The organism is Enterobacter cloacae complex sp. HYC033_NIDB (assembly GCF_056673335.1).
On sequence record NZ_CP115125.1, the window covers coordinates 75,950 to 91,475 of the forward strand.

Genomic DNA, 15,526 nt, shown 5'->3' on the forward strand with positions numbered 1-15,526 from the left:
AAAGTTTACACAGAAAATGTTGCATTCCACTTAACTTACTAGAGGGCGTAATTACTGGAGAACGCGATAACCGGCTCCGGAAATTTCATCGACTTCAGCTGAAACCACGGTACCCCCATTTTGATACCCAGCCGCTTCGCTTCAGGACTTCTCGCAATGACACAGCCATCGTTATTTGAGAGAACGACGACGGGTTTGTTTCGCAGGTCAGGGCGAAAAACCTTTTCGCAGCTGGCATAGAACGAATTCACGTCAGCAAGCGCGTACATCAGTCCATGCCCCGTGTTTTGTGTATGAAGGCTGTCACCACCCCAAAAATCTGCAGGTCTTCCGGATAGAGAGTGGGATAGGCCGGGTTCATCGGCAGCAGGGCGATACGGGGTGTCAGCTGCAGGCGTTTAACCGTGAATTCGCCATCAGTCTCCGCGATGACAATGTCACCCTGCAGCGGCTTTTCGGCTTTGTCGACCACCATCAGGTCGCCGGAATGCAGGCCCATCTCTTTCATCGAATCCCCGATAGCCCTGACGAAGAACGTTGCAGCCGGACGCCGGATGCAATAGGCATTCAGGTCCAGTTCCTCCTCCGTGTAATCGGCGGCCGGTGACGGAAAACCCGCCGGGCAACGTTCGGTGAACAGCGGGGCAGTGGACGGCACCGGCTCCTGTTCGGGGGCGACAAAAAGTAACATGGCATACCTCTTAAAATACCTGTTTTTATATACAGTATTATTTAAGATATTTCCCGTCCTGCAAGAAGAATTTTACCTGCTCCTGCCAGGTCATTGTTCTGGCGGATAAAACAGGCTCAGGGTTATCCACAGAAACGGTGCATAACCCTGTGAGTGGATACCGGGTATCTCACCGTCTGCTAAGCCTGTGGCTCTATCAGTTCCCGGCCCTGGTTCCGGGGATTGCCAACAGCCCGGCTGACGGGGTGCCATGTGAAATCTTCGGAGCAAAGACTGCCCTCACGGGCAATGTCTTCCGCCTCTTTACTGGTTGTGTTTTCGCTGAGCCATTTACGTGCGGCAGCCGGTGAGTACACGAGCGGTCGTCGATCGTGAATGTCCAGCAGTCCCTCATCCGCAGTTGCTGTGACGATCAGGAATCCTTTTTGGTCATTGCCGTTCTCAAAAGGTGGTTTCCCGATGGCTGCGAGCAGGAGCGGATTTCCGTCCTTACGGTAAATGAAAAACGGCTGTTTCACGCCGTTTTGCTGTTTCCACTCGAACCAGCCGTCGGCAAAAACAATGGCCCGTCCGTGCTCCCAGAGTGGTCTGAACATCCGGCTGTTGGCCGCAGTTTCACTTCGGGCGTTGATAAGAGCGGGCTTGTTCCACCACTCCGGGGCATAACCCCAGTGAACTGGATCAAGCTGCAGCTGCGAGCGGCGTTCACTCAGCAGCAACACCCGGGTTCCGGGCGCAACGTTGTAGCGGCCGACGGGCTCCGGATCATACGGAATATCCCGTTCTGCTTCTTCTCCGAGAAAGGCCATGTACTCCTCGCGGGAGTTGTACTGCGTAAACCGACCGCACATTATCGTTTCTCCGGTGAAGATTTCGCATGCGAAATCTGTGTTTTCTTCAGTTCAGAACATAGGTTGTATTTCAGGTTCCTGCCATCGTGTGGCCGCCGTGCCGCTACTGTAGCCGGGCCACTTCGAATGCAAGGGTTCGCTCTGCCGGTGTCCTCACCCGGTCGCAGTTAATTTCAAAGGCATTACCCGCTGTCTTCCCGTCGTTTTCCGTCTCAATTTTCGCCGTCAAACCGTCCAGCCAGCGTGGGCTTTTTCACTGCGCTGCGGCTTGCGGCACCGCCCCTGCATTCTCCGCTTTTCGCTTGGCTGTCGTATCGGCACGGCGTAACTGGCGCCGCATTTGAGAAAGGAGAACTACCATGTCCCGATTTATCCAGGGTAATTGCGTCCATATCATGTCCGGCTTTCCGGATAATGCTGTCGATTTCATTCTCACCGACCCGCCATATCTCGTCGGTTTTCGTGACCGTCAGGGGCGTACCATCGCCGGCGATAAAACCGATGAATGGCTGCAACCCGCCTGCCATGAGATGTATCGCGTGCTGAAAAAAGACACGCTGATGGTGAGCTTCTATGGCTGGAACCGCGTCGATCGCTTTATGGCTGCCTGGAAAAATGCGGGATTCAGCGTTGTCGGCCACCTGGTGTTTACCAAAACCTACACATCGAAGGCCGCATACGTGGGCTATCGCCACGAATGCGCCTACATCCTTGCAAAAGGCCGTCCACGTCTGCCACAAAACCCGCTGCCGGACGTGCTGGGCTGGAAATACAGCGGCAACCGGCACCACCCTACCGAAAAACCCGTAACCAGCCTGCAACCGCTGATTGAGTCCTTCACACATCCCGGCGCGATTGTGCTCGACCCCTTTGCGGGCAGTGGCTCTACCTGCGTGGCCGCGCTCCAGTCTGGCCGTCGCTACATCGGTATTGAACTGCTGGAGCAGTATCACCGGGCCGGACAGCAACGTCTGGCCGCCGTCCGGCGCGCCATGCAGTACCCGGCCGCTAACGACGAGTTCCCGGAGGCTGCGTAATGAACTATGCAGGACACGAAAAACTCCGCGCAGAAGTGACGGAAGTCGCCAACAGCATGTGTGACCTGCGGGCGACGCTGAACGGGATGGAGCACCGCTATCGCTTTGATTCCGATGTGCTGGCCGAACGCCTGACCCGTCAGACCCTTTTTCGCATCAATGCCCTGTTTATGGCGGCGTACAACGAAATTCTTGAGCTGGATGCCTGCTTTAAGGACTAAGGAGAAAAACATGTACGGAACCTGTGAAACCCTCTGCCGGTTGTTGCGTGAGCAGTATCCCGCAGAAACCCCGCTGAACCTCATTATCTGGTCCCCGGCGGATATCGAAGCACTGGCCGACGGAATGGAATATGCCGTTTCGGAGCAGGACACAAGGGCGGTACTGGCGCGTATGGACGCCATTCCGGAGGAACAACGGCTTGAGTCGGGCGTGTCTGCCGGTGCGGTGATGGATCTGATTGAACAGGTGAAACAGGCCGCAGCGGCGGTGAGTGTGCCGGCTGACCTGCTTGAAACCCTGCTGACCACTGCCGAACAGGCGTTATGGCACAGGGAATGGACCGCCCGTGACAGCAATCATCCGGTCCCGGAAAGCGTTACCCGCCGCCTGGCTGATGCGGCGAAAGTTCGCGCCTTACTGAAAAACTGAAATCAACACGCCGCCCGGGCGGCGTGTACTGACCCCGTTCAGAGGAACCCATTATGCAGGAAATCACCACGTTAACCGCCCTTGTTATGCGCCGTGCGCGCGATTTGATTGCTGATTATGGATGGCCTGACCATACCGATGTTGATCAGCGTGATCCGGTCAATAAACCGGGCTGGATAAGCATTTATGTCCGTCTGGATGCGGCAAATATTGTTCATCTGCTGCCTTTGCTTTGTACCGGTGACGTACCCGCAGAGCTGCAAAGTGCCATGACAAAAATATCCGGGACGCCAGCGCAGATTATTTTATCCGGCAGCCGCTATGCCGACGCGCCGCAGCTTCCGGAGGACGGAACACAGATAGCTTTCCCCTGGGCCGGGGAATGGCTGACGGAGCCGGAGATTCAGGCTGTAACGGATTGCCTGTCCCGCGCCGTGCGGGATGTATCCCGGCAGGTATGGGAGGATGCGCGCCGGATAAAGGCGGCACTGAACACGCGCGGGGAAACGCTGTTTTATCGCCAGACCCGAAACTTCCGTCTGGTTGTGAAGGAAAATGATATGCCCTGCTGGCTGGACGATGATGACAATTTGCCGGTGGTGCTCGATGCCATCCTGAACAAAGGGGCACGCTACAGTAGCGTCGAGTTCTTTGTTATCAGCGACAAAGTGGATCAAATCCTGGCATGTGGCCAGATGTGCGATGTGCTGCGTATTCCGGGCGAGCCTCCGCGCCGGTGGATGGATTTAACCCTGTTACATGAGGTCATGGCAGAAGCGCGTGCAGAAATCAGTCTTGTCCGCAATGCCCTGTCAGCAATCCGGCCAGTTTAGCGAACAGCAGGGGGCGGCGGCCCCCTGAATCTGGCACGAAGGATAAGGATGTCGCCGGCTCCGCTTTTACGGCTCTTCCTCCACGTTGTTCCGGCTTCGCGTTGAGTAACGTCCCGTGCGGCCTGCGGCAAACGCCGTGCCTCTACTGTAGCCGGGCCGCGGCTGATGCAAGGGAAGCGTAAACGCCGTCACCTTCACCCGGTCGCAGTTTATTTCAAAGGCATTATCCGCCGTCTTCCCGTCGTTTTCCGGCTCAGTTTTCGCCGTCAAACCGTCCAGCCTGCTCCTGCTTTTTTACTGCGCTGCGGCTTCGGTGACGCCCTTGCATCCTCCGCTTTTCGCCCGGCTGTCGTGTCGGCACGGCGTAAGCCGGAACTCAGACGACATCGACTAGGGAGGATTTTTTATGAGCACTACGACCACCACACCCGCTGTTTACGTGGGCACGTATCACAAATACAACTGCGGCAGCATTTTCGGCAAATGGTTTGATCTGACGGAATTTGACGGCAGGGAGGATTTTTACGAGGCCTGTCAGGCGCTGCATGCCGATGAATGGGATGCCGAGTTTATGTTTCAGGACTGGGAAGGTATCCCGTCGCAGTTCGTCTCTGAATGCTCCATTGACTGGGATTTTATCGCCGCTTACAAACGCGCCGAAGAAGAGGGCAGGGAAGCCGCTTTTATCGCCTGGGCGGAGTATACTGGCGAGTGTGATTATGACGCGTTTGATGATGCGTACCGGGGCGAGGCGGAAAGCGAGGAGGACTTTGCGCGGGAGATGGTGGAGGACAACGGCCTGTTAAATGAGGTGCCGGAGCCGTTGCGCAGCTATTTCGATTTTGAAGCCTGGGCGCGTGACCTGTTCAGCAGCGGCTATGTGTTCCATGACGGCTATGTCTTCAGCAACTGATTAATGTCCGGCGGGGAAACCCGCCGGTTAAGGATAAAACGTATGAAACTTGCAACGGAAACCCGCGAGATCCTGCGACAGTACAAAGCGCTTATTAATGCCCGCCGCCGCGAGAATGGGCAGTCGGCGCTTCGGACAGAACAGGTGATCGACGAAATATGTTACTACATGACCTGTCAGAGCGCTGTTTACCTTTGCGGCCAGTTTATACGACAGGACGGATACGGCCAGTAAACATGATGGCAGGCGTCCGGCCGGAGGGCGCCTGTCAGCCCGCGCGAAAACCCGGGCAGGCTGCGCCTGCCGGAGAGAAACTTCGCCGCGCCTGCGGCGCCGCGCACTCTCCTCTCCATTGTCAGTCGCTGTTGCCCGGGAATGTGCGTATTATCAGGGATATCTTCCTGTAAAGCAGACCGGTGATGCATATGTCGAAGTGGAATATCGCCTCTTTCTCAAAAGAAGATCAGGATAAGGTCTCGGTCGATAAAGCCGCCGCTGCCGTTGCCTGGCAGGAAAGGATGAACAGGCCCGTGGTGCCGGAGCTGGCTGAACGGGAACAGCCTGAACATCTTCGCCAGTATTTCCGTGAACGGCTTGACGTTCATCGGCAGAACAGTCAGCAGCTGCCGCGCGCAAATGCGCCCGAATATCATAAACCCGGAGATGAGCAGCAGAAGTGATTCTTATCATCAGTGTGTCCAGGGAGGATATTTTATGCGTATTTCTCTGATGTTTGCAGCCGTGACTCTTTTAACCGGTATTAACCTGTTGTTTATTCCGTTTCAGCCTGTACCGGCTCTATGGGGGGGAATCTTGGCCGTTGCTTTTATCCTGATTAATGTCGCGGCGGATAAACTGCGTCTCTGGAGTGGCGTTGCATGGATTATCGTTGCCGGCATCATCATAATGTTGATGCTGAAGGGGAAGGAACCGGGGGACGAATTAAGAGTGCTGATCACCGTTTTTGCTTTCCTGGCTTCGGCCTGGTATAGCGTTGTGCAGTACAGAAAAGAAAAGCATTTTCGCTCCTGATGTTCCCGGCTGGCATCAAGCTGGATGATCGTCAGCCATCATTTTAGCCGCATGTAATCCATTCTTATCCTCCCGTTTTCTGTTTTCTGCCCGTTCCCGTTTTCATTGCGGGCGTCCGGGCGGGCTGTCGTGAACGGAGCCGGTAAACCGTCTCCGCCCTTCGGGCTTCCATCCCATGACGCAACACCAGGGCTTGCAGCATCCTTATCAGGATGCGCCGCCTCTGTCGCGCCGTGGTCTGCGCTCCCTGCACCCCGGCGAAAATCAACGGCCGCCGGGCTGTAAGGGGCAACGCCGTTTCGCGCCCGCGCTTTCCGTCGTTGCGGCGGGTTCCTGCTCATTCCTTGCCTGGTTTTTTCACCCTTTTGAGTCCTTTCGCCGGGGCTGAGACAAGCACAGCCGCTGTCAGCTGTCCAGGGTAAATGGCACGCGGTAAACCGCGCCCCGGACATCCGCCATCGCCCGCGCTGGTTTACGCCCCTGCGGCGAACGGCTCTCAAACGGGTGAAGGTAACAACCAGCGGGGGCGTTCAGCAGGTCCCCGCAAAACGTCAAAACCGCGGCCCCGGCAACTCAATGGGTGATGGTTTTTTAAAAGCAAAACAGGTTCAGAAGGAGGGGCAACATGAGCGAGGCGCTGGCGGTTTTACCCGACGACACCTTTACCCGCGAACAGGCTGAGGTCGTTGCGGCGCAGTACACCAACGTGGCAATTGAGGACGATCAGGGTACACATTTTCGTCTGGTCGTTCGTCAGAACGGCGTAATGGTCTGGCGCGCGTGGAATTTTGAAGCGGATGCCGGGAAATGGCTCAACCGTTACATCGAACGTTACGGTATTCGTAAACAGCAGTAAATAAGAAGGTGCCCTGCCGGAGCGGTAACTCCGCAGGGCCGGACAATCATCAATCAGTGAGGTATCAACTATGTCAGTAACCGATGTTAAAGCAAAAGCACCCAAAAAAGCGAGCAGCAAAAAAATTACGAAGGCACAGGAGGCTGCCCTGAAGATCGCCCTTGAGGCCGCTGCGGTCGAGTACGTTCCGCTGTCCGATCTCGTTAAATCCCCGCTGAACGTGCGCTCCATCCCCTATTCCGTGGACAGCGTTCGCGGTCTGGCCGACTCCATCGAGACGCTCGGACTGCTGCAGAACCTTATTGTTCACACCCTCGCGGACGGACAATCCGGCGTGGCCGCAGGTGGCCGCCGATTAACTGCCCTGCAACTGCTGGCGCAGGAAGGGCGTCTCGCTGCTGACCATACCGTTATGGTGAAGCGTGTTTCCGACGACATTGCCGCCCTTGCCTCCGTCGCCGAGAACGAGCAGCGCGCCGCCATGCATCCCGCCGAGCAGATTGCAGGTTTCCGTACGCTGGCAGGGCAGGGCAAAACCCCCGCGCAGATTGGCGACGCGCTCGGCTTCGGCTCCCGTCACGTGCAGCGCATGCTGAAGCTGGCAAACCTCGCCCCCTCCCTGATGGAGAAGCTTGCACAGGACGAACTGACCGTTGAGCAGTGTCAGGCGCTCTGTCTCGAGGACGATCCTGCCCGTCAGGTCGAGGTATTCGAAAACGTGAAGGCCAGCTGGTCAAACGCGCCCGCACACCTGATTAAACGCGCTATTACCGAAACCGAGATGCGCACCGACAACGCCAAATTTCGTTTTATCGGGCGCGATGCCTACGAGGCGGCAGGGGGTTACATCCGTGAAGATCTGTTCAGCCAGGACGAGGGCGACGGTACGGCTGACAGCGTGCTGGTTGAGCGTCTGGTGCAGGAAAAGCTGGAGCGTATCGCGCAGGACATTCAGCAGCGGGAGGGCTGGGCATGGAGTCGCGGACGCGCAGCCCGCATCTGGTACCACGGCGAAGACGGTAAGGAGTTCGTGCAGCCTGCTGAACCCGATCCGGTGTACACCCCTGAGCAGCAGCAGCGTCTTGGTGCGCTGCGGGAGCAGTACGATACATATGACAGCGTTTGCGACGAGTCAGATGCGATCGAAGCGGACATCCTCGCCATTCAGGCGGCGGCAGAAGCCAGCGCGTGGACTGACGACATGAAGTCAGGCGCGGGAGTGATGGTCAGCCTGTACGAAGGGCAGGTGTACGTGCAGCGCGGTGTGCGCCTGAAAGCGGATATGCCTGAAGAAACCGTAACCAGCAGCGTAACGGTGCCATTCACCTCACGCCAGCCCGACGCCGCAGAGGGGATCAGTGTTCCGCTGCTCACGAAAATGACCTCCGAACGTACGCTGGCAGTCCAGGCGGCGCTGATGCAGCAGCCCGAAAAGGCGGTGGCGCTGATGGTCTGGCGCATGTGTACCTGCGTCTTCTCGGGCTGCCTGACCACGACGCATCCGTTCCGTATCAGCCTCACTGTATCTCACGGCAGCCTGACGGAGAACGCCCCGTCCGGTAAGGATGGCGCAGCGTTTAACATCCTGATGACCGAACGGGCAAGGCTGAAAGCCCTGCTGCCGGAAGGGTGGGAGAAGGACTTCACCACCTTCTTTGCCCTTGACGGCGGGGTGTTGATGTCGCTGATGGCCTTCTGCACGGCCTGTTCCGTTGACGGGGTGCAGACCCGCGATATGGGGCACACCTCGCGCAGTACCCTCGATGCGGTCGAGGCGGCAATCGGCTTCCACCTGCGCGACTGGTGGCAGCCGACGAAGGACAACTACTTCGGCAGCCTGAAACATCCGCAGATTGTCGCCTCCCTGAAAGAGGCGGGGCTGACGGGCGCGGCGGGTGACGCGGAGAAGATGAAGAAGGGCGATGCTGCAGCGCATGCGGAGCACTTTATGCAGCACACCCGCTGGGTTCCGGCATGGCTCAAAGGACCGGAGTCAGCGGGTGAATCCGGTGCAGACGACGCGGCTTCAGATACCGACAGCCCTGACAACGACACCACCAACACGGCACACGCCGCCTGATAACGGAGCGCCGCCCTGCGGGGCGGCGATAAGGAGATACCCATGCGCACTATTCTGACCCCCGATGTACTGAAAACGATGTCCTGTGATGAGTTTGAGGACTGGCGGGACAGCGGCGAAGACTTCCGCCGCGAACTGACCCACGCCGTCATGCGTGACCTGTCCTGCCCTGAAAACTGGGATGTGAACGGCGAGTACCGCAGCGAGTTCGGCGGCTTCTTCCCCGTACAGATACGCTTTACCCCCTCGCACGGCAATTACCATATTGCGGTGTGCAGTCCTGGTGCCATCAGTCCGGCGTGGATGGTGGTGTTCGTGCCCGCCAGCGGTCGCCCGTTCTCCGTCATTCGTACCCTGAGCGGCTACCAGCCGGAGCTTGTCAGCCACACCGTCAGCCTGACGGCGCGTCTCGATGCGGACGGATACAGTCAGGCCAGCATCATCAGTATTCTGGCAGCGGAGGGCGCGGCATGATACCTGCAAACCTGTCACTGGTTCCCTTCAGCCCTGAGCGACGCGCCGCGATGGAGGCCATCGCGGAGGTTGAACGCCGGCGGTCGCGCGGCGCGGTGTCCACGATGTATCCGTATGCCAGCGCCTTTTTCCGGCGGCTCACGGGCAGCACGCGCATCACTATCAGGGAAATCCATCATTTTGCGCCGGTGCTGACGGCGCGGGAGCTGCGGGGCAGCAGGGACAGCTGGCTCAGTGCCATCGATGCGCTGATTGAAAGTCGCGGGACGCGTTGCTGGCTGCCGCTTCCCGTTGGTGCGGGTCAGCGCCTCTTTCCGGAGGTGGCCTTTCAGCAGACCGAGCGGGTTCGCTGTCAGGACGCCCTGCGGGATGAAAAATACACCCGACAGCGTCACAAAGAACGGTGCCAGCGTGAGCAGGCGTACCAGGCGCTGGCGGGGCAGGCGGAGATTGAGCTGGCATTCCATACGCCTGAAACGGTCAGCAGCTGGAGCGCACGCTGGTCGGGGACTGAACTGCGCCAGTACGACCTGGAAGAGATGTTCTGGCGCTGGAGCGAGCGTTTCCCGTCACTGGAGCCAATGGAGCGCTGGACGATGGAGAGTCAGCCTTTCTGGACGGTGATGGCTGAAACGAATGCGCTGGCAAGGGAAAGTCCGGGATCTGTCCGGCAGCTGGAGCGCTGGATGGTACCCAACAAGCTGACAGCGCGGAGTCAGGTATGAAGTGGCGTTACTCGCTGCGCTGGAAGCGTCCCGGTCCCTGTCCCGGTGAACCTGAACTGGCGTCAGAAGTGGTGGAGGCCGGGAAGCCAGCCCCTGAGTCCGTGATGTCACTGTGGGTGGCAGGAGCCGGATATGCTGTCTGCGTTGATTTTCTGTATGAACGGCCGATCAGGCGCTGGAGCGATGAGCGAAAGGCGGCCACGCGGCGACGGAATCTGGCGCGTCGTGTTAACAGGATCGCGCCCCTGTTTGCAGATGAACTCATTGAGCGGGAACTGACGGTGCGACCGGATTATTTTCGGGGAAAGTCGCCTCACTGAGTCTGATATCATATCCTGCCAGAATACGGTCGGCAGGGTGCTTAAAAGGGATAATTTAGAGATGAGATACTGGATACTGGTCGCGCTGTTAAATGGCCTGTTTACGCTGGTCATACATTACGCGGCGCCGGAGATGTTCGGAAGCACGGCGTACTATGCCGGGGTGGCAATCTGTGCCCTGATTGCGCTGGTTATCACCTGGCGCGATCCGCCAGGTATGCTGGACAACGTGCTCTTGTTTCTCCTTAAGTGGGGAATTGTGGCTTCAGGTCTGGCGTTTTTTATCTGGGGGTATCGGATACAAGCTGGAATTCTGGGGAGATCATAACCCCGATGAAATTGGCGGTGCTGAGCGGTGTTCTGCTTCTGGTCAGTGGCTGGGTGTACTGGAGGCGAAGGTAACAAACTATACGCCAGCGTGAGGGCAGGAAAGTAAAAAGAGCGGTTATGCCTGCGGTATAACTGCTCTTTTATATGGTCCTCACGCTTTGTAATTTCCTGCTGTGAATCACCTCTGAAGAACGAACGCTGCGAATTATGGTGGCAGTTGTCTGTATCATCTTTTCAAATTTGCCTGCTGTCTGACGGGGTCACTGGCCATGACTGCGGGCGACCTCCCTGACGGGAACCGGGGCTGTCGTAAACGGAGCCGGTAAACCGTCTCCGCCCTGACGGGCTTCCATCCCACTGTCGCAACGTCAACACCGGCTCGCAGTGACCGTTCCGGTCACGCCGCTTTCACCATGCCGGCGATAAAGCCGCCGGCACTCAGGTGACGCCACGTCGTTCCGCCGTGTCGGGTGTGTTCATCCTCTCCCCGTACCTCTGGCGAGCCCTCTCCCGTTAAGTCCCCGGGCGGAGGGCTTGTCGTAGCACCGTCGTGTCGTCATCCGAAGGGTGAAATGCACTCCGCCAAAACTTTTTGCGAGGGACCGCAAAAACTTTAGTCTCCGCCCTTCTCCTGCCGCCCCGCCGTTGCTCCTTTGCCCTTTGCCGCCAGGGAACTCACCGAGAGATGGATAAACCACCAGACAGGAGGAAAAGCAGGATGAACACACAGAACGTCAACGTCAAAACCGCCACCAAAGAATCTTCCGAAAGATGGGTGAAAACCTCGTCCCTGCGTACTGATGGCTTTGTGCGCAATATCCATTCCCGTAACCCGTTCGATGTTATTCGCGCGGACGTGGTGCTGGCCCGTATGGAAATACAGGCTAACCGGGGATGTGGCCTGCACTACGAGATTTATGAGTCCCGTCTGCTGGGTATGGCTATGCATTACCTGGCAGAACTGCCACTGAAAGACCGTCCGGCGTTTATGGGGGCGGCAGCGAAACGGGGTTACATGCTGACGACTGCGGAAGAAGAACGTGCCGATGGTGAATGTGCTGACCTGATGATCGAGCTGGCGGCGGATTACTGATTACTTAACCGGCTGGCGGCAGGGGATGCCGCCAGTCACACCGGAGAAACATTATGAGCAACAGCAACACGAACAGTACGTTCAGCTTTGACGCATGGGAGAAAAGCGCGCTCAGCGAACTTGATACCCTGCAAAACCACGTCAGTAAAGCCCTGATGAAGTACCAGAGCAATACGGACAAAACGGCGCTGGGCGAGTCTGCAAACCGCTATATGGGCGAACTCAGAACCGCTGTCACGCGCATCCTGAAAGCCACGCCAGCCATTCAGCAGAAAGTCGACGAGATTGCCGACATGCTGCACCTGATGGCGCATTTTTCCGGCATCACGTTCGACGAATAACCACCACGGCGAAATATCAACGCCATTAACCAGAAGGAGATAAACCATGCACTTAAATCTGACCGAATCCTGCGCTGAAGCGGGTATTTATGCGACCAGTGAGGCCGAACGCGCGTACTGGCTGAGCCGCGAAAAGTCATATCTGACCGCGTCCGTCGAAATCGACGTACACGCCTTCCATGATGCGCTGGGGCTGATGTACCCGATGAACTGGCGCAGCAGTCAGAACGGCGAGTGTGAAACCTTCATGCTGGCGGAAATGGTCTGCGGCAATGTGACCGAAATCTACGCGCGGATCGGTATCCGTTATTACCGGATGTGCGACTACAGCAACCTTGACCACGCGGAGATTCTGGCACGCGTTAAGGAGGGAGTGCAGCGCCAGAAATGAAAAAGGCAGACTTTCGTCTGCCATATCCCGCCGGATTTACCCGCTTGCAACGATTAATCCGGCCTTCACCAAAAGGAACAAACCAATGCAATTCAGTGAAGTTTCGATTGTTACACCGACCGCCCTGTATGTCCAGATGCTTGAGGCGGAAAACGCACCCGTAAAAAAACAGGTGCGTATTAAACGCAGTGATATCGACCGTGACGACATCAGCGCCGAAATGCGGGCGCTGGGCCGTCACATAGCGCACTGCCGGAAGAAGGGGCGCGCCGTTCGTATTCCTGCCATGCGCGGGAGTGAGTGGGGGCAGGTGTTACGCACGCTCGAACTGAAGCGGGCATTTAACTGATAACTGAGCCGCTCCTTACGGGGCGGCATTTAAGGAGGAAATATGTCTCAACTCAGTTTTGCCAGCTTCTTTGATCAGGCGAGAGAAGCCGCACCCTTAACACCCGCTAAACCCGTATTGCCCACCGTGAATGCGCAGCCGATACTGCACCGGATGATGACAATCGACCAGGCCCGCCGCCAGTTTATCAGCGTGTTCAGGGATACCGCCCGCAGCCTGCGCCGCTGGGAGGTGTTCAGCGACTTTATCACGCTGGCCGCCAGCGAGCTGGATATGGCGCGGATAAGAACGCCAGAGAATATTGAGCAGAGCCGCAAAATCTGCGCGAAGTACAGCGAGAGTGATATCAGCAACCTGCATACGCTTTTCTGCCTGATGGTCTGCGCACTGGAGGCCAAATTCCACGACTTCCTCGGCGCGATCTTCATGGAGCTTGAGCTTGGCGACGACCGCAACGGACAGTATTTCACGCCGTATCACGTCCAGTCACTGCTGGCGAGGCTGCTGATGCCGGACGTCGACGAAACGATACGCCGTGAGGGATTCGTTACCGTCAGCGATCCGGCAAGCGGTGCGGCGGGAATGATTGTGGCGTATGCGGAATATCTGCTGGAGGCGGGCTATAACCCGTCTGAACATATGTTCGGAAGCTGCATCGATATTGATTCTGTTGCGGCCGATATGGCGTTTATTCAGCTTTCCCTGCTGGGTATTCCTGCCGAGGTGGTCACGGGCAATACGCTGACGATGAAGTTAAACAGGGTGCGGTATACGCCTGTGTACTACATCAACAACTTTGGTAAGCGGCTGGACGATCAGCGCCGTATCAGTGCCATGCGCGACTTTTTGCGCTGTATAAATGACGCTGCATAGCTATCCAGAAGGGCAGGGGAGTGTCCTGCCTTTCGTGGCATCAAAGGCCGCGCGCCTGCGGCGCAGAATAAGCAGGCTGCGCTGACGCGCTGCCTGCATTATTCCGGCGCGTGGTAGTCTGAAGCTCCTGTCTTTTGGTCAGGTGGTTAATATTCCTCATTCTCCTGCTGGCGATGGTCTTTATTATTCTGCCGCGGATATGGATATTATCCTTTCTTTTCCGGGCGTCGTCCCTGAAGGGACACGGCTGTCGTGAACGGAGCCGGTAAACCGTCTCCGCCCTTCGGGCGTCCATCCTGACGTAAATTCAAATTCACGCTTGCTGCATCCCGAATGGATGCGCCGCTTTCACCGTGGCGGTAATAAATTACCCCCACTCTGAAGCCCGTAACGGTAATTCGTCTTACGCCGATTTTCCGTTACGGGATGTGTGCATTCTCCTGGTGTGACTATCGCCCGATTTCATCAGTTCGCGGAGGGCTGCTTTTAGCATCAGCCAGTAAGGAAATAAAGGGGTATATAAACGCTGCGCGCCCCTTTATTTCCTTACTGTCAGCTGCTCATTGCCCTTCGCCGCTCAGTGATGAAGTCGAACGATGTAATAACCCAATGAGGAGAAAACCAGAATGCACACATTAAACGTCAAAACCGCCACTCGTGAATCAGCCGAACAATTTAAGATCGATGAACGCCAGCGCTACTCTGTTACAGATGGTGATGAACGTCTGGATTTTATTCCTGCGCTCTTTTTTACGCCTTCTGCTGATAACATGATTGCCAGCTGGTTACGTCAGCATTCAGATTATGATGGCGGTTTCTGGAATTACTGGATTATTCCGCAGGGCACCGGAGGAAACATTGCTCCGAACTGTGTCAGATTCACCACGACGCAAACCGGATATATCGCACCGGAAGGTGAACAGCGCTATAACATGGTTATTCCCGGTAATTACTTTGAAGCAGAGGTCAGTGCCGATGCTGCCGGAATTATTGCGACCCTGATGATCATGAACTGGTTGTCCTGGCAGGTTGCAGATATGGGGCCTGAATATTCGAAAGTCTGTAAACACCTCGTCGCTCGTCAGGATGCACTGAAAGACTACATCAGTATCATAAAACACCCTGAAGCAGATTTAATTTATCGGGCTATTGATTGACGACATAAATACTGGATGAATAAAAAGACCTCCTGTTGAGGTCTTTTTACTGTTTTGCAAGAGTCTGCGCTGCATTTTTATTATTCTTTATAGCCCGATATGTTGCCTCAATTTTTCTGGCATAGACATATCTTCTCTGCGCCTGTTCTTCTGTTTTCCTGAAACCTGCATTATAAGCGCCCACGGCCTGCCAGCTGACTCCCCACTTTTTGAATGCAATTGCAAGATAGTAAGCCCCGGTGTAGATATTCATACACGGATCGGAAAGAAGATGCTCCGGTTTTATTCCATAACGAGCCAGTTCGTTAAAGTGCTGGGAGTCCACCTGCATAAGTCCGGAGCCAAAACCCGAAACAGGATTGTAGCCTTTTACGTATGTGCGGAAGTTCGATTCATTCCAGGAGATTGCCCGAAGCAGATCCGGATCTATATGATAATCCCTTCCTGCCAGATCAAAACAATCAGCAGCGTTCAACATTCCAGAAAAAGCCAACATTAAAAACGTAAGAGCAATCCGTTTCATTTCTTC

General features: G+C 56.3%; 24 protein-coding genes and 2 pseudogenes. 20 read left to right on the top strand and 6 right to left on the bottom strand.

The features are described from left to right. Window positions 1-41 precede the first annotated feature (41 nt). From O1721_RS24995 to O1721_RS25005, 3 genes and pseudogenes are all read right to left on the bottom strand, one after another. Window positions 42-269: pseudogene (locus O1721_RS24995) on the bottom strand (Y-family DNA polymerase); the annotation flags it as partial. Further along, window positions 269-691 carry a translesion error-prone DNA polymerase V autoproteolytic subunit gene (gene umuD, locus O1721_RS25000; RefSeq protein WP_022652242.1) on the bottom strand — a complete coding sequence of 141 codons (423 nt, stop codon included), beginning with the start codon at window positions 689-691 and terminating at the stop codon, window positions 269-271. The gene umuD and the pseudogene O1721_RS24995, both read right to left, overlap by 1 nt. Window positions 692-870: 179 nt before the next feature. After that, window positions 871-1,542 carry an SOS response-associated peptidase family protein gene (locus tag O1721_RS25005; protein WP_022652243.1) on the bottom strand — a complete coding sequence of 224 codons (672 nt, stop codon included), beginning with the start codon at window positions 1,540-1,542 and terminating at the stop codon, window positions 871-873. A gap of 359 nt (window positions 1,543-1,901) precedes the next feature. Here O1721_RS25005 and O1721_RS25010 point away from each other — a divergent pair, with 359 nt between their 5' ends. From O1721_RS25010 to O1721_RS25025, 4 genes are read left to right on the top strand one after another with little or no spacing between them, the layout of a single operon-like run. Continuing rightward, window positions 1,902-2,579, top strand: coding sequence for a DNA methylase (locus tag O1721_RS25010; protein ID WP_022652244.1), 678 nt, complete (start codon window positions 1,902-1,904; stop codon window positions 2,577-2,579). Further along, on the top strand, window positions 2,579-2,800 hold the full coding sequence (locus O1721_RS25015; protein ID WP_022652245.1) for a hypothetical protein: 222 nt from the start codon (window positions 2,579-2,581) through the stop codon (window positions 2,798-2,800). Before O1721_RS25010 ends, O1721_RS25015 begins: the two co-directional genes overlap by 1 nt. A 10-nt stretch (window positions 2,801-2,810) precedes the next feature. After that, the gene (locus O1721_RS25020; protein WP_022652246.1) at window positions 2,811-3,230 is read left to right on the top strand and encodes a DUF1380 family protein; all 420 of its coding nucleotides are present in this window, start codon (window positions 2,811-2,813) and stop codon (window positions 3,228-3,230) included. A 53-nt stretch (window positions 3,231-3,283) separates the two neighbouring features. After that, window positions 3,284-4,063 carry a hypothetical protein gene (locus O1721_RS25025; RefSeq protein WP_022652247.1) on the top strand — a complete coding sequence of 260 codons (780 nt, stop codon included), beginning with the start codon at window positions 3,284-3,286 and terminating at the stop codon, window positions 4,061-4,063. Window positions 4,064-4,129: 66 nt separating this feature from the next. On the opposite strand, the gene O1721_RS25030 is transcribed toward O1721_RS25025, so the two are convergent. Next, a complete protein-coding gene (locus tag O1721_RS25030) occupies window positions 4,130-4,333 on the bottom strand; it encodes a hypothetical protein (RefSeq protein ID WP_042889371.1) in 204 nt (67 codons plus the stop codon). Window positions 4,334-4,469: 136 nt separating this feature from the next. Here O1721_RS25030 and O1721_RS25035 point away from each other — a divergent pair, with 136 nt between their 5' ends. The 4 genes from O1721_RS25035 (at window position 4,470) to O1721_RS25050 (ending at window position 6,008) form a co-directional block, all read left to right on the top strand. Next, the gene (locus tag O1721_RS25035; RefSeq protein ID WP_015062672.1) at window positions 4,470-4,976 is read left to right on the top strand and encodes an antirestriction protein ArdA; all 507 of its coding nucleotides are present in this window, start codon (window positions 4,470-4,472) and stop codon (window positions 4,974-4,976) included. A gap of 42 nt (window positions 4,977-5,018) precedes the next feature. After that, the gene (locus tag O1721_RS25040) at window positions 5,019-5,210 is read left to right on the top strand and encodes a hypothetical protein (protein WP_022652248.1); all 192 of its coding nucleotides are present in this window, start codon (window positions 5,019-5,021) and stop codon (window positions 5,208-5,210) included. A 191-nt stretch (window positions 5,211-5,401) separates the two neighbouring features. Beyond that, window positions 5,402-5,656, top strand: a complete 255-nt coding sequence (locus O1721_RS25045) for a DNA polymerase III subunit theta (RefSeq protein ID WP_072200699.1) — start codon at window positions 5,402-5,404, stop codon at window positions 5,654-5,656. 34 nt (window positions 5,657-5,690) lie between these two features. Continuing rightward, window positions 5,691-6,008 (top strand): hypothetical protein, encoded by a 318-nt coding sequence (locus O1721_RS25050; RefSeq protein WP_022652250.1) that lies wholly within the window; start codon window positions 5,691-5,693, stop codon window positions 6,006-6,008. Window positions 6,009-6,125: 117 nt separating this feature from the next. Here O1721_RS25050 and O1721_RS25055 read toward each other — a convergent pair. Next, window positions 6,126-6,349: pseudogene (locus tag O1721_RS25055) on the bottom strand (hypothetical protein); the annotation flags it as partial. Window positions 6,350-6,633: 284 nt separating this feature from the next. Here O1721_RS25055 and O1721_RS25060 point away from each other — a divergent pair. The 12 genes from O1721_RS25060 to O1721_RS25115 all read left to right on the top strand — a co-directional run bounded on the left by O1721_RS25060 (window position 6,634) and on the right by O1721_RS25115 (window position 14,997). Beyond that, the gene (locus tag O1721_RS25060) at window positions 6,634-6,864 is read left to right on the top strand and encodes a DUF905 domain-containing protein (RefSeq protein WP_008324190.1); all 231 of its coding nucleotides are present in this window, start codon (window positions 6,634-6,636) and stop codon (window positions 6,862-6,864) included. Between the two features lie 70 nt (window positions 6,865-6,934). Next, window positions 6,935-8,944: a ParB/RepB/Spo0J family partition protein gene (locus O1721_RS25065; RefSeq protein ID WP_008324188.1), complete on the top strand. Its 2,010-nt coding sequence runs from the start codon at window positions 6,935-6,937 to the stop codon at window positions 8,942-8,944. Window positions 8,945-8,986: 42 nt separating this feature from the next. Continuing rightward, on the top strand, window positions 8,987-9,418 hold the full coding sequence (gene psiB / locus O1721_RS25070) for a conjugation system SOS inhibitor PsiB (protein ID WP_008324186.1): 432 nt from the start codon (window positions 8,987-8,989) through the stop codon (window positions 9,416-9,418). Next, window positions 9,415-10,143 (top strand): plasmid SOS inhibition protein A, encoded by a 729-nt coding sequence (locus tag O1721_RS25075; protein WP_008324185.1) that lies wholly within the window; start codon window positions 9,415-9,417, stop codon window positions 10,141-10,143. The genes psiB and O1721_RS25075 overlap by 4 nt, the downstream gene beginning before the upstream one ends. Then, complete coding sequence (locus O1721_RS25080; protein ID WP_008324183.1) at window positions 10,140-10,463, top strand: hypothetical protein; 324 nt, start codon at window positions 10,140-10,142, stop codon at window positions 10,461-10,463. Before O1721_RS25075 ends, O1721_RS25080 begins: the two co-directional genes overlap by 4 nt. Before the next feature lie 61 nt (window positions 10,464-10,524). Continuing rightward, window positions 10,525-10,791: a hypothetical protein gene (locus O1721_RS25085; RefSeq protein ID WP_022652251.1), complete on the top strand. Its 267-nt coding sequence runs from the start codon at window positions 10,525-10,527 to the stop codon at window positions 10,789-10,791. Between the two features lie 720 nt (window positions 10,792-11,511). After that, entirely contained in the window at window positions 11,512-11,886 is a 375-nt protein-coding gene (locus O1721_RS25090) for a hypothetical protein (RefSeq protein WP_008324180.1), read from the top strand. 53 nt (window positions 11,887-11,939) lie between these two features. Beyond that, window positions 11,940-12,227 carry a hypothetical protein gene (locus tag O1721_RS25095; protein ID WP_008324178.1) on the top strand — a complete coding sequence of 96 codons (288 nt, stop codon included), beginning with the start codon at window positions 11,940-11,942 and terminating at the stop codon, window positions 12,225-12,227. A 46-nt stretch (window positions 12,228-12,273) separates the two neighbouring features. Then, window positions 12,274-12,618 carry a hypothetical protein gene (locus O1721_RS25100; RefSeq protein WP_022652252.1) on the top strand — a complete coding sequence of 115 codons (345 nt, stop codon included), beginning with the start codon at window positions 12,274-12,276 and terminating at the stop codon, window positions 12,616-12,618. 85 nt (window positions 12,619-12,703) lie between these two features. Next, on the top strand, window positions 12,704-12,967 hold the full coding sequence (locus O1721_RS25105; RefSeq protein WP_008324174.1) for a hypothetical protein: 264 nt from the start codon (window positions 12,704-12,706) through the stop codon (window positions 12,965-12,967). 156 nt (window positions 12,968-13,123) lie between these two features. Then, window positions 13,124-13,840, top strand: a complete 717-nt coding sequence (locus O1721_RS25110) for an N-6 DNA methylase (protein WP_369700117.1) — start codon at window positions 13,124-13,126, stop codon at window positions 13,838-13,840. Between the two features lie 626 nt (window positions 13,841-14,466). Further along, window positions 14,467-14,997: an antirestriction protein gene (locus O1721_RS25115; protein WP_008324170.1), complete on the top strand. Its 531-nt coding sequence runs from the start codon at window positions 14,467-14,469 to the stop codon at window positions 14,995-14,997. 46 nt (window positions 14,998-15,043) lie between these two features. On the opposite strand, the gene O1721_RS25120 is transcribed toward O1721_RS25115, so the two are convergent. Continuing rightward, complete coding sequence (locus O1721_RS25120) at window positions 15,044-15,520, bottom strand: transglycosylase SLT domain-containing protein (protein ID WP_008324168.1); 477 nt, start codon at window positions 15,518-15,520, stop codon at window positions 15,044-15,046. Between the last annotated feature and the right edge of the window lie 6 nt (window positions 15,521-15,526).

Excerpts from the sequence above, each read along its gene's own strand:
- umuD (WP_022652242.1), bottom strand. The coding sequence starts at position 691 with ATGTTACTTTTTGTCGCCCCCGAACAGGAGCCGGTGCCGTCCACTGCC.
- O1721_RS25005 (WP_022652243.1), bottom strand. The coding sequence starts at position 1,542 with ATGTGCGGTCGGTTTACGCAGTACAACTCCCGCGAGGAGTACATGGCC.
- O1721_RS25010 (WP_022652244.1), top strand. The coding sequence starts at position 1,902 with ATGTCCCGATTTATCCAGGGTAATTGCGTCCATATCATGTCCGGCTTT.
- O1721_RS25015 (WP_022652245.1), top strand. The coding sequence starts at position 2,579 with ATGAACTATGCAGGACACGAAAAACTCCGCGCAGAAGTGACGGAAGTC.
- O1721_RS25020 (WP_022652246.1), top strand. The coding sequence starts at position 2,811 with ATGTACGGAACCTGTGAAACCCTCTGCCGGTTGTTGCGTGAGCAGTAT.
- O1721_RS25025 (WP_022652247.1), top strand. The coding sequence starts at position 3,284 with ATGCAGGAAATCACCACGTTAACCGCCCTTGTTATGCGCCGTGCGCGC.
- O1721_RS25035 (WP_015062672.1), top strand. The coding sequence starts at position 4,470 with ATGAGCACTACGACCACCACACCCGCTGTTTACGTGGGCACGTATCAC.
- O1721_RS25040 (WP_022652248.1), top strand. The coding sequence starts at position 5,019 with ATGAAACTTGCAACGGAAACCCGCGAGATCCTGCGACAGTACAAAGCG.
- O1721_RS25045 (WP_072200699.1), top strand. The coding sequence starts at position 5,402 with ATGTCGAAGTGGAATATCGCCTCTTTCTCAAAAGAAGATCAGGATAAG.
- O1721_RS25050 (WP_022652250.1), top strand. The coding sequence starts at position 5,691 with ATGCGTATTTCTCTGATGTTTGCAGCCGTGACTCTTTTAACCGGTATT.
- O1721_RS25060 (WP_008324190.1), top strand. The coding sequence starts at position 6,634 with ATGAGCGAGGCGCTGGCGGTTTTACCCGACGACACCTTTACCCGCGAA.
- O1721_RS25065 (WP_008324188.1), top strand. The coding sequence starts at position 6,935 with ATGTCAGTAACCGATGTTAAAGCAAAAGCACCCAAAAAAGCGAGCAGC.
- psiB (WP_008324186.1), top strand. The coding sequence starts at position 8,987 with ATGCGCACTATTCTGACCCCCGATGTACTGAAAACGATGTCCTGTGAT.
- O1721_RS25075 (WP_008324185.1), top strand. The coding sequence starts at position 9,415 with ATGATACCTGCAAACCTGTCACTGGTTCCCTTCAGCCCTGAGCGACGC.
- O1721_RS25080 (WP_008324183.1), top strand. The coding sequence starts at position 10,140 with ATGAAGTGGCGTTACTCGCTGCGCTGGAAGCGTCCCGGTCCCTGTCCC.
- O1721_RS25085 (WP_022652251.1), top strand. The coding sequence starts at position 10,525 with ATGAGATACTGGATACTGGTCGCGCTGTTAAATGGCCTGTTTACGCTG.
- O1721_RS25090 (WP_008324180.1), top strand. The coding sequence starts at position 11,512 with ATGAACACACAGAACGTCAACGTCAAAACCGCCACCAAAGAATCTTCC.
- O1721_RS25095 (WP_008324178.1), top strand. The coding sequence starts at position 11,940 with ATGAGCAACAGCAACACGAACAGTACGTTCAGCTTTGACGCATGGGAG.
- O1721_RS25100 (WP_022652252.1), top strand. The coding sequence starts at position 12,274 with ATGCACTTAAATCTGACCGAATCCTGCGCTGAAGCGGGTATTTATGCG.
- O1721_RS25105 (WP_008324174.1), top strand. The coding sequence starts at position 12,704 with ATGCAATTCAGTGAAGTTTCGATTGTTACACCGACCGCCCTGTATGTC.
- O1721_RS25110 (WP_369700117.1), top strand. The coding sequence starts at position 13,124 with ATGACAATCGACCAGGCCCGCCGCCAGTTTATCAGCGTGTTCAGGGAT.
- O1721_RS25115 (WP_008324170.1), top strand. The coding sequence starts at position 14,467 with ATGCACACATTAAACGTCAAAACCGCCACTCGTGAATCAGCCGAACAA.
- O1721_RS25120 (WP_008324168.1), bottom strand. The coding sequence starts at position 15,520 with ATGAAACGGATTGCTCTTACGTTTTTAATGTTGGCTTTTTCTGGAATG.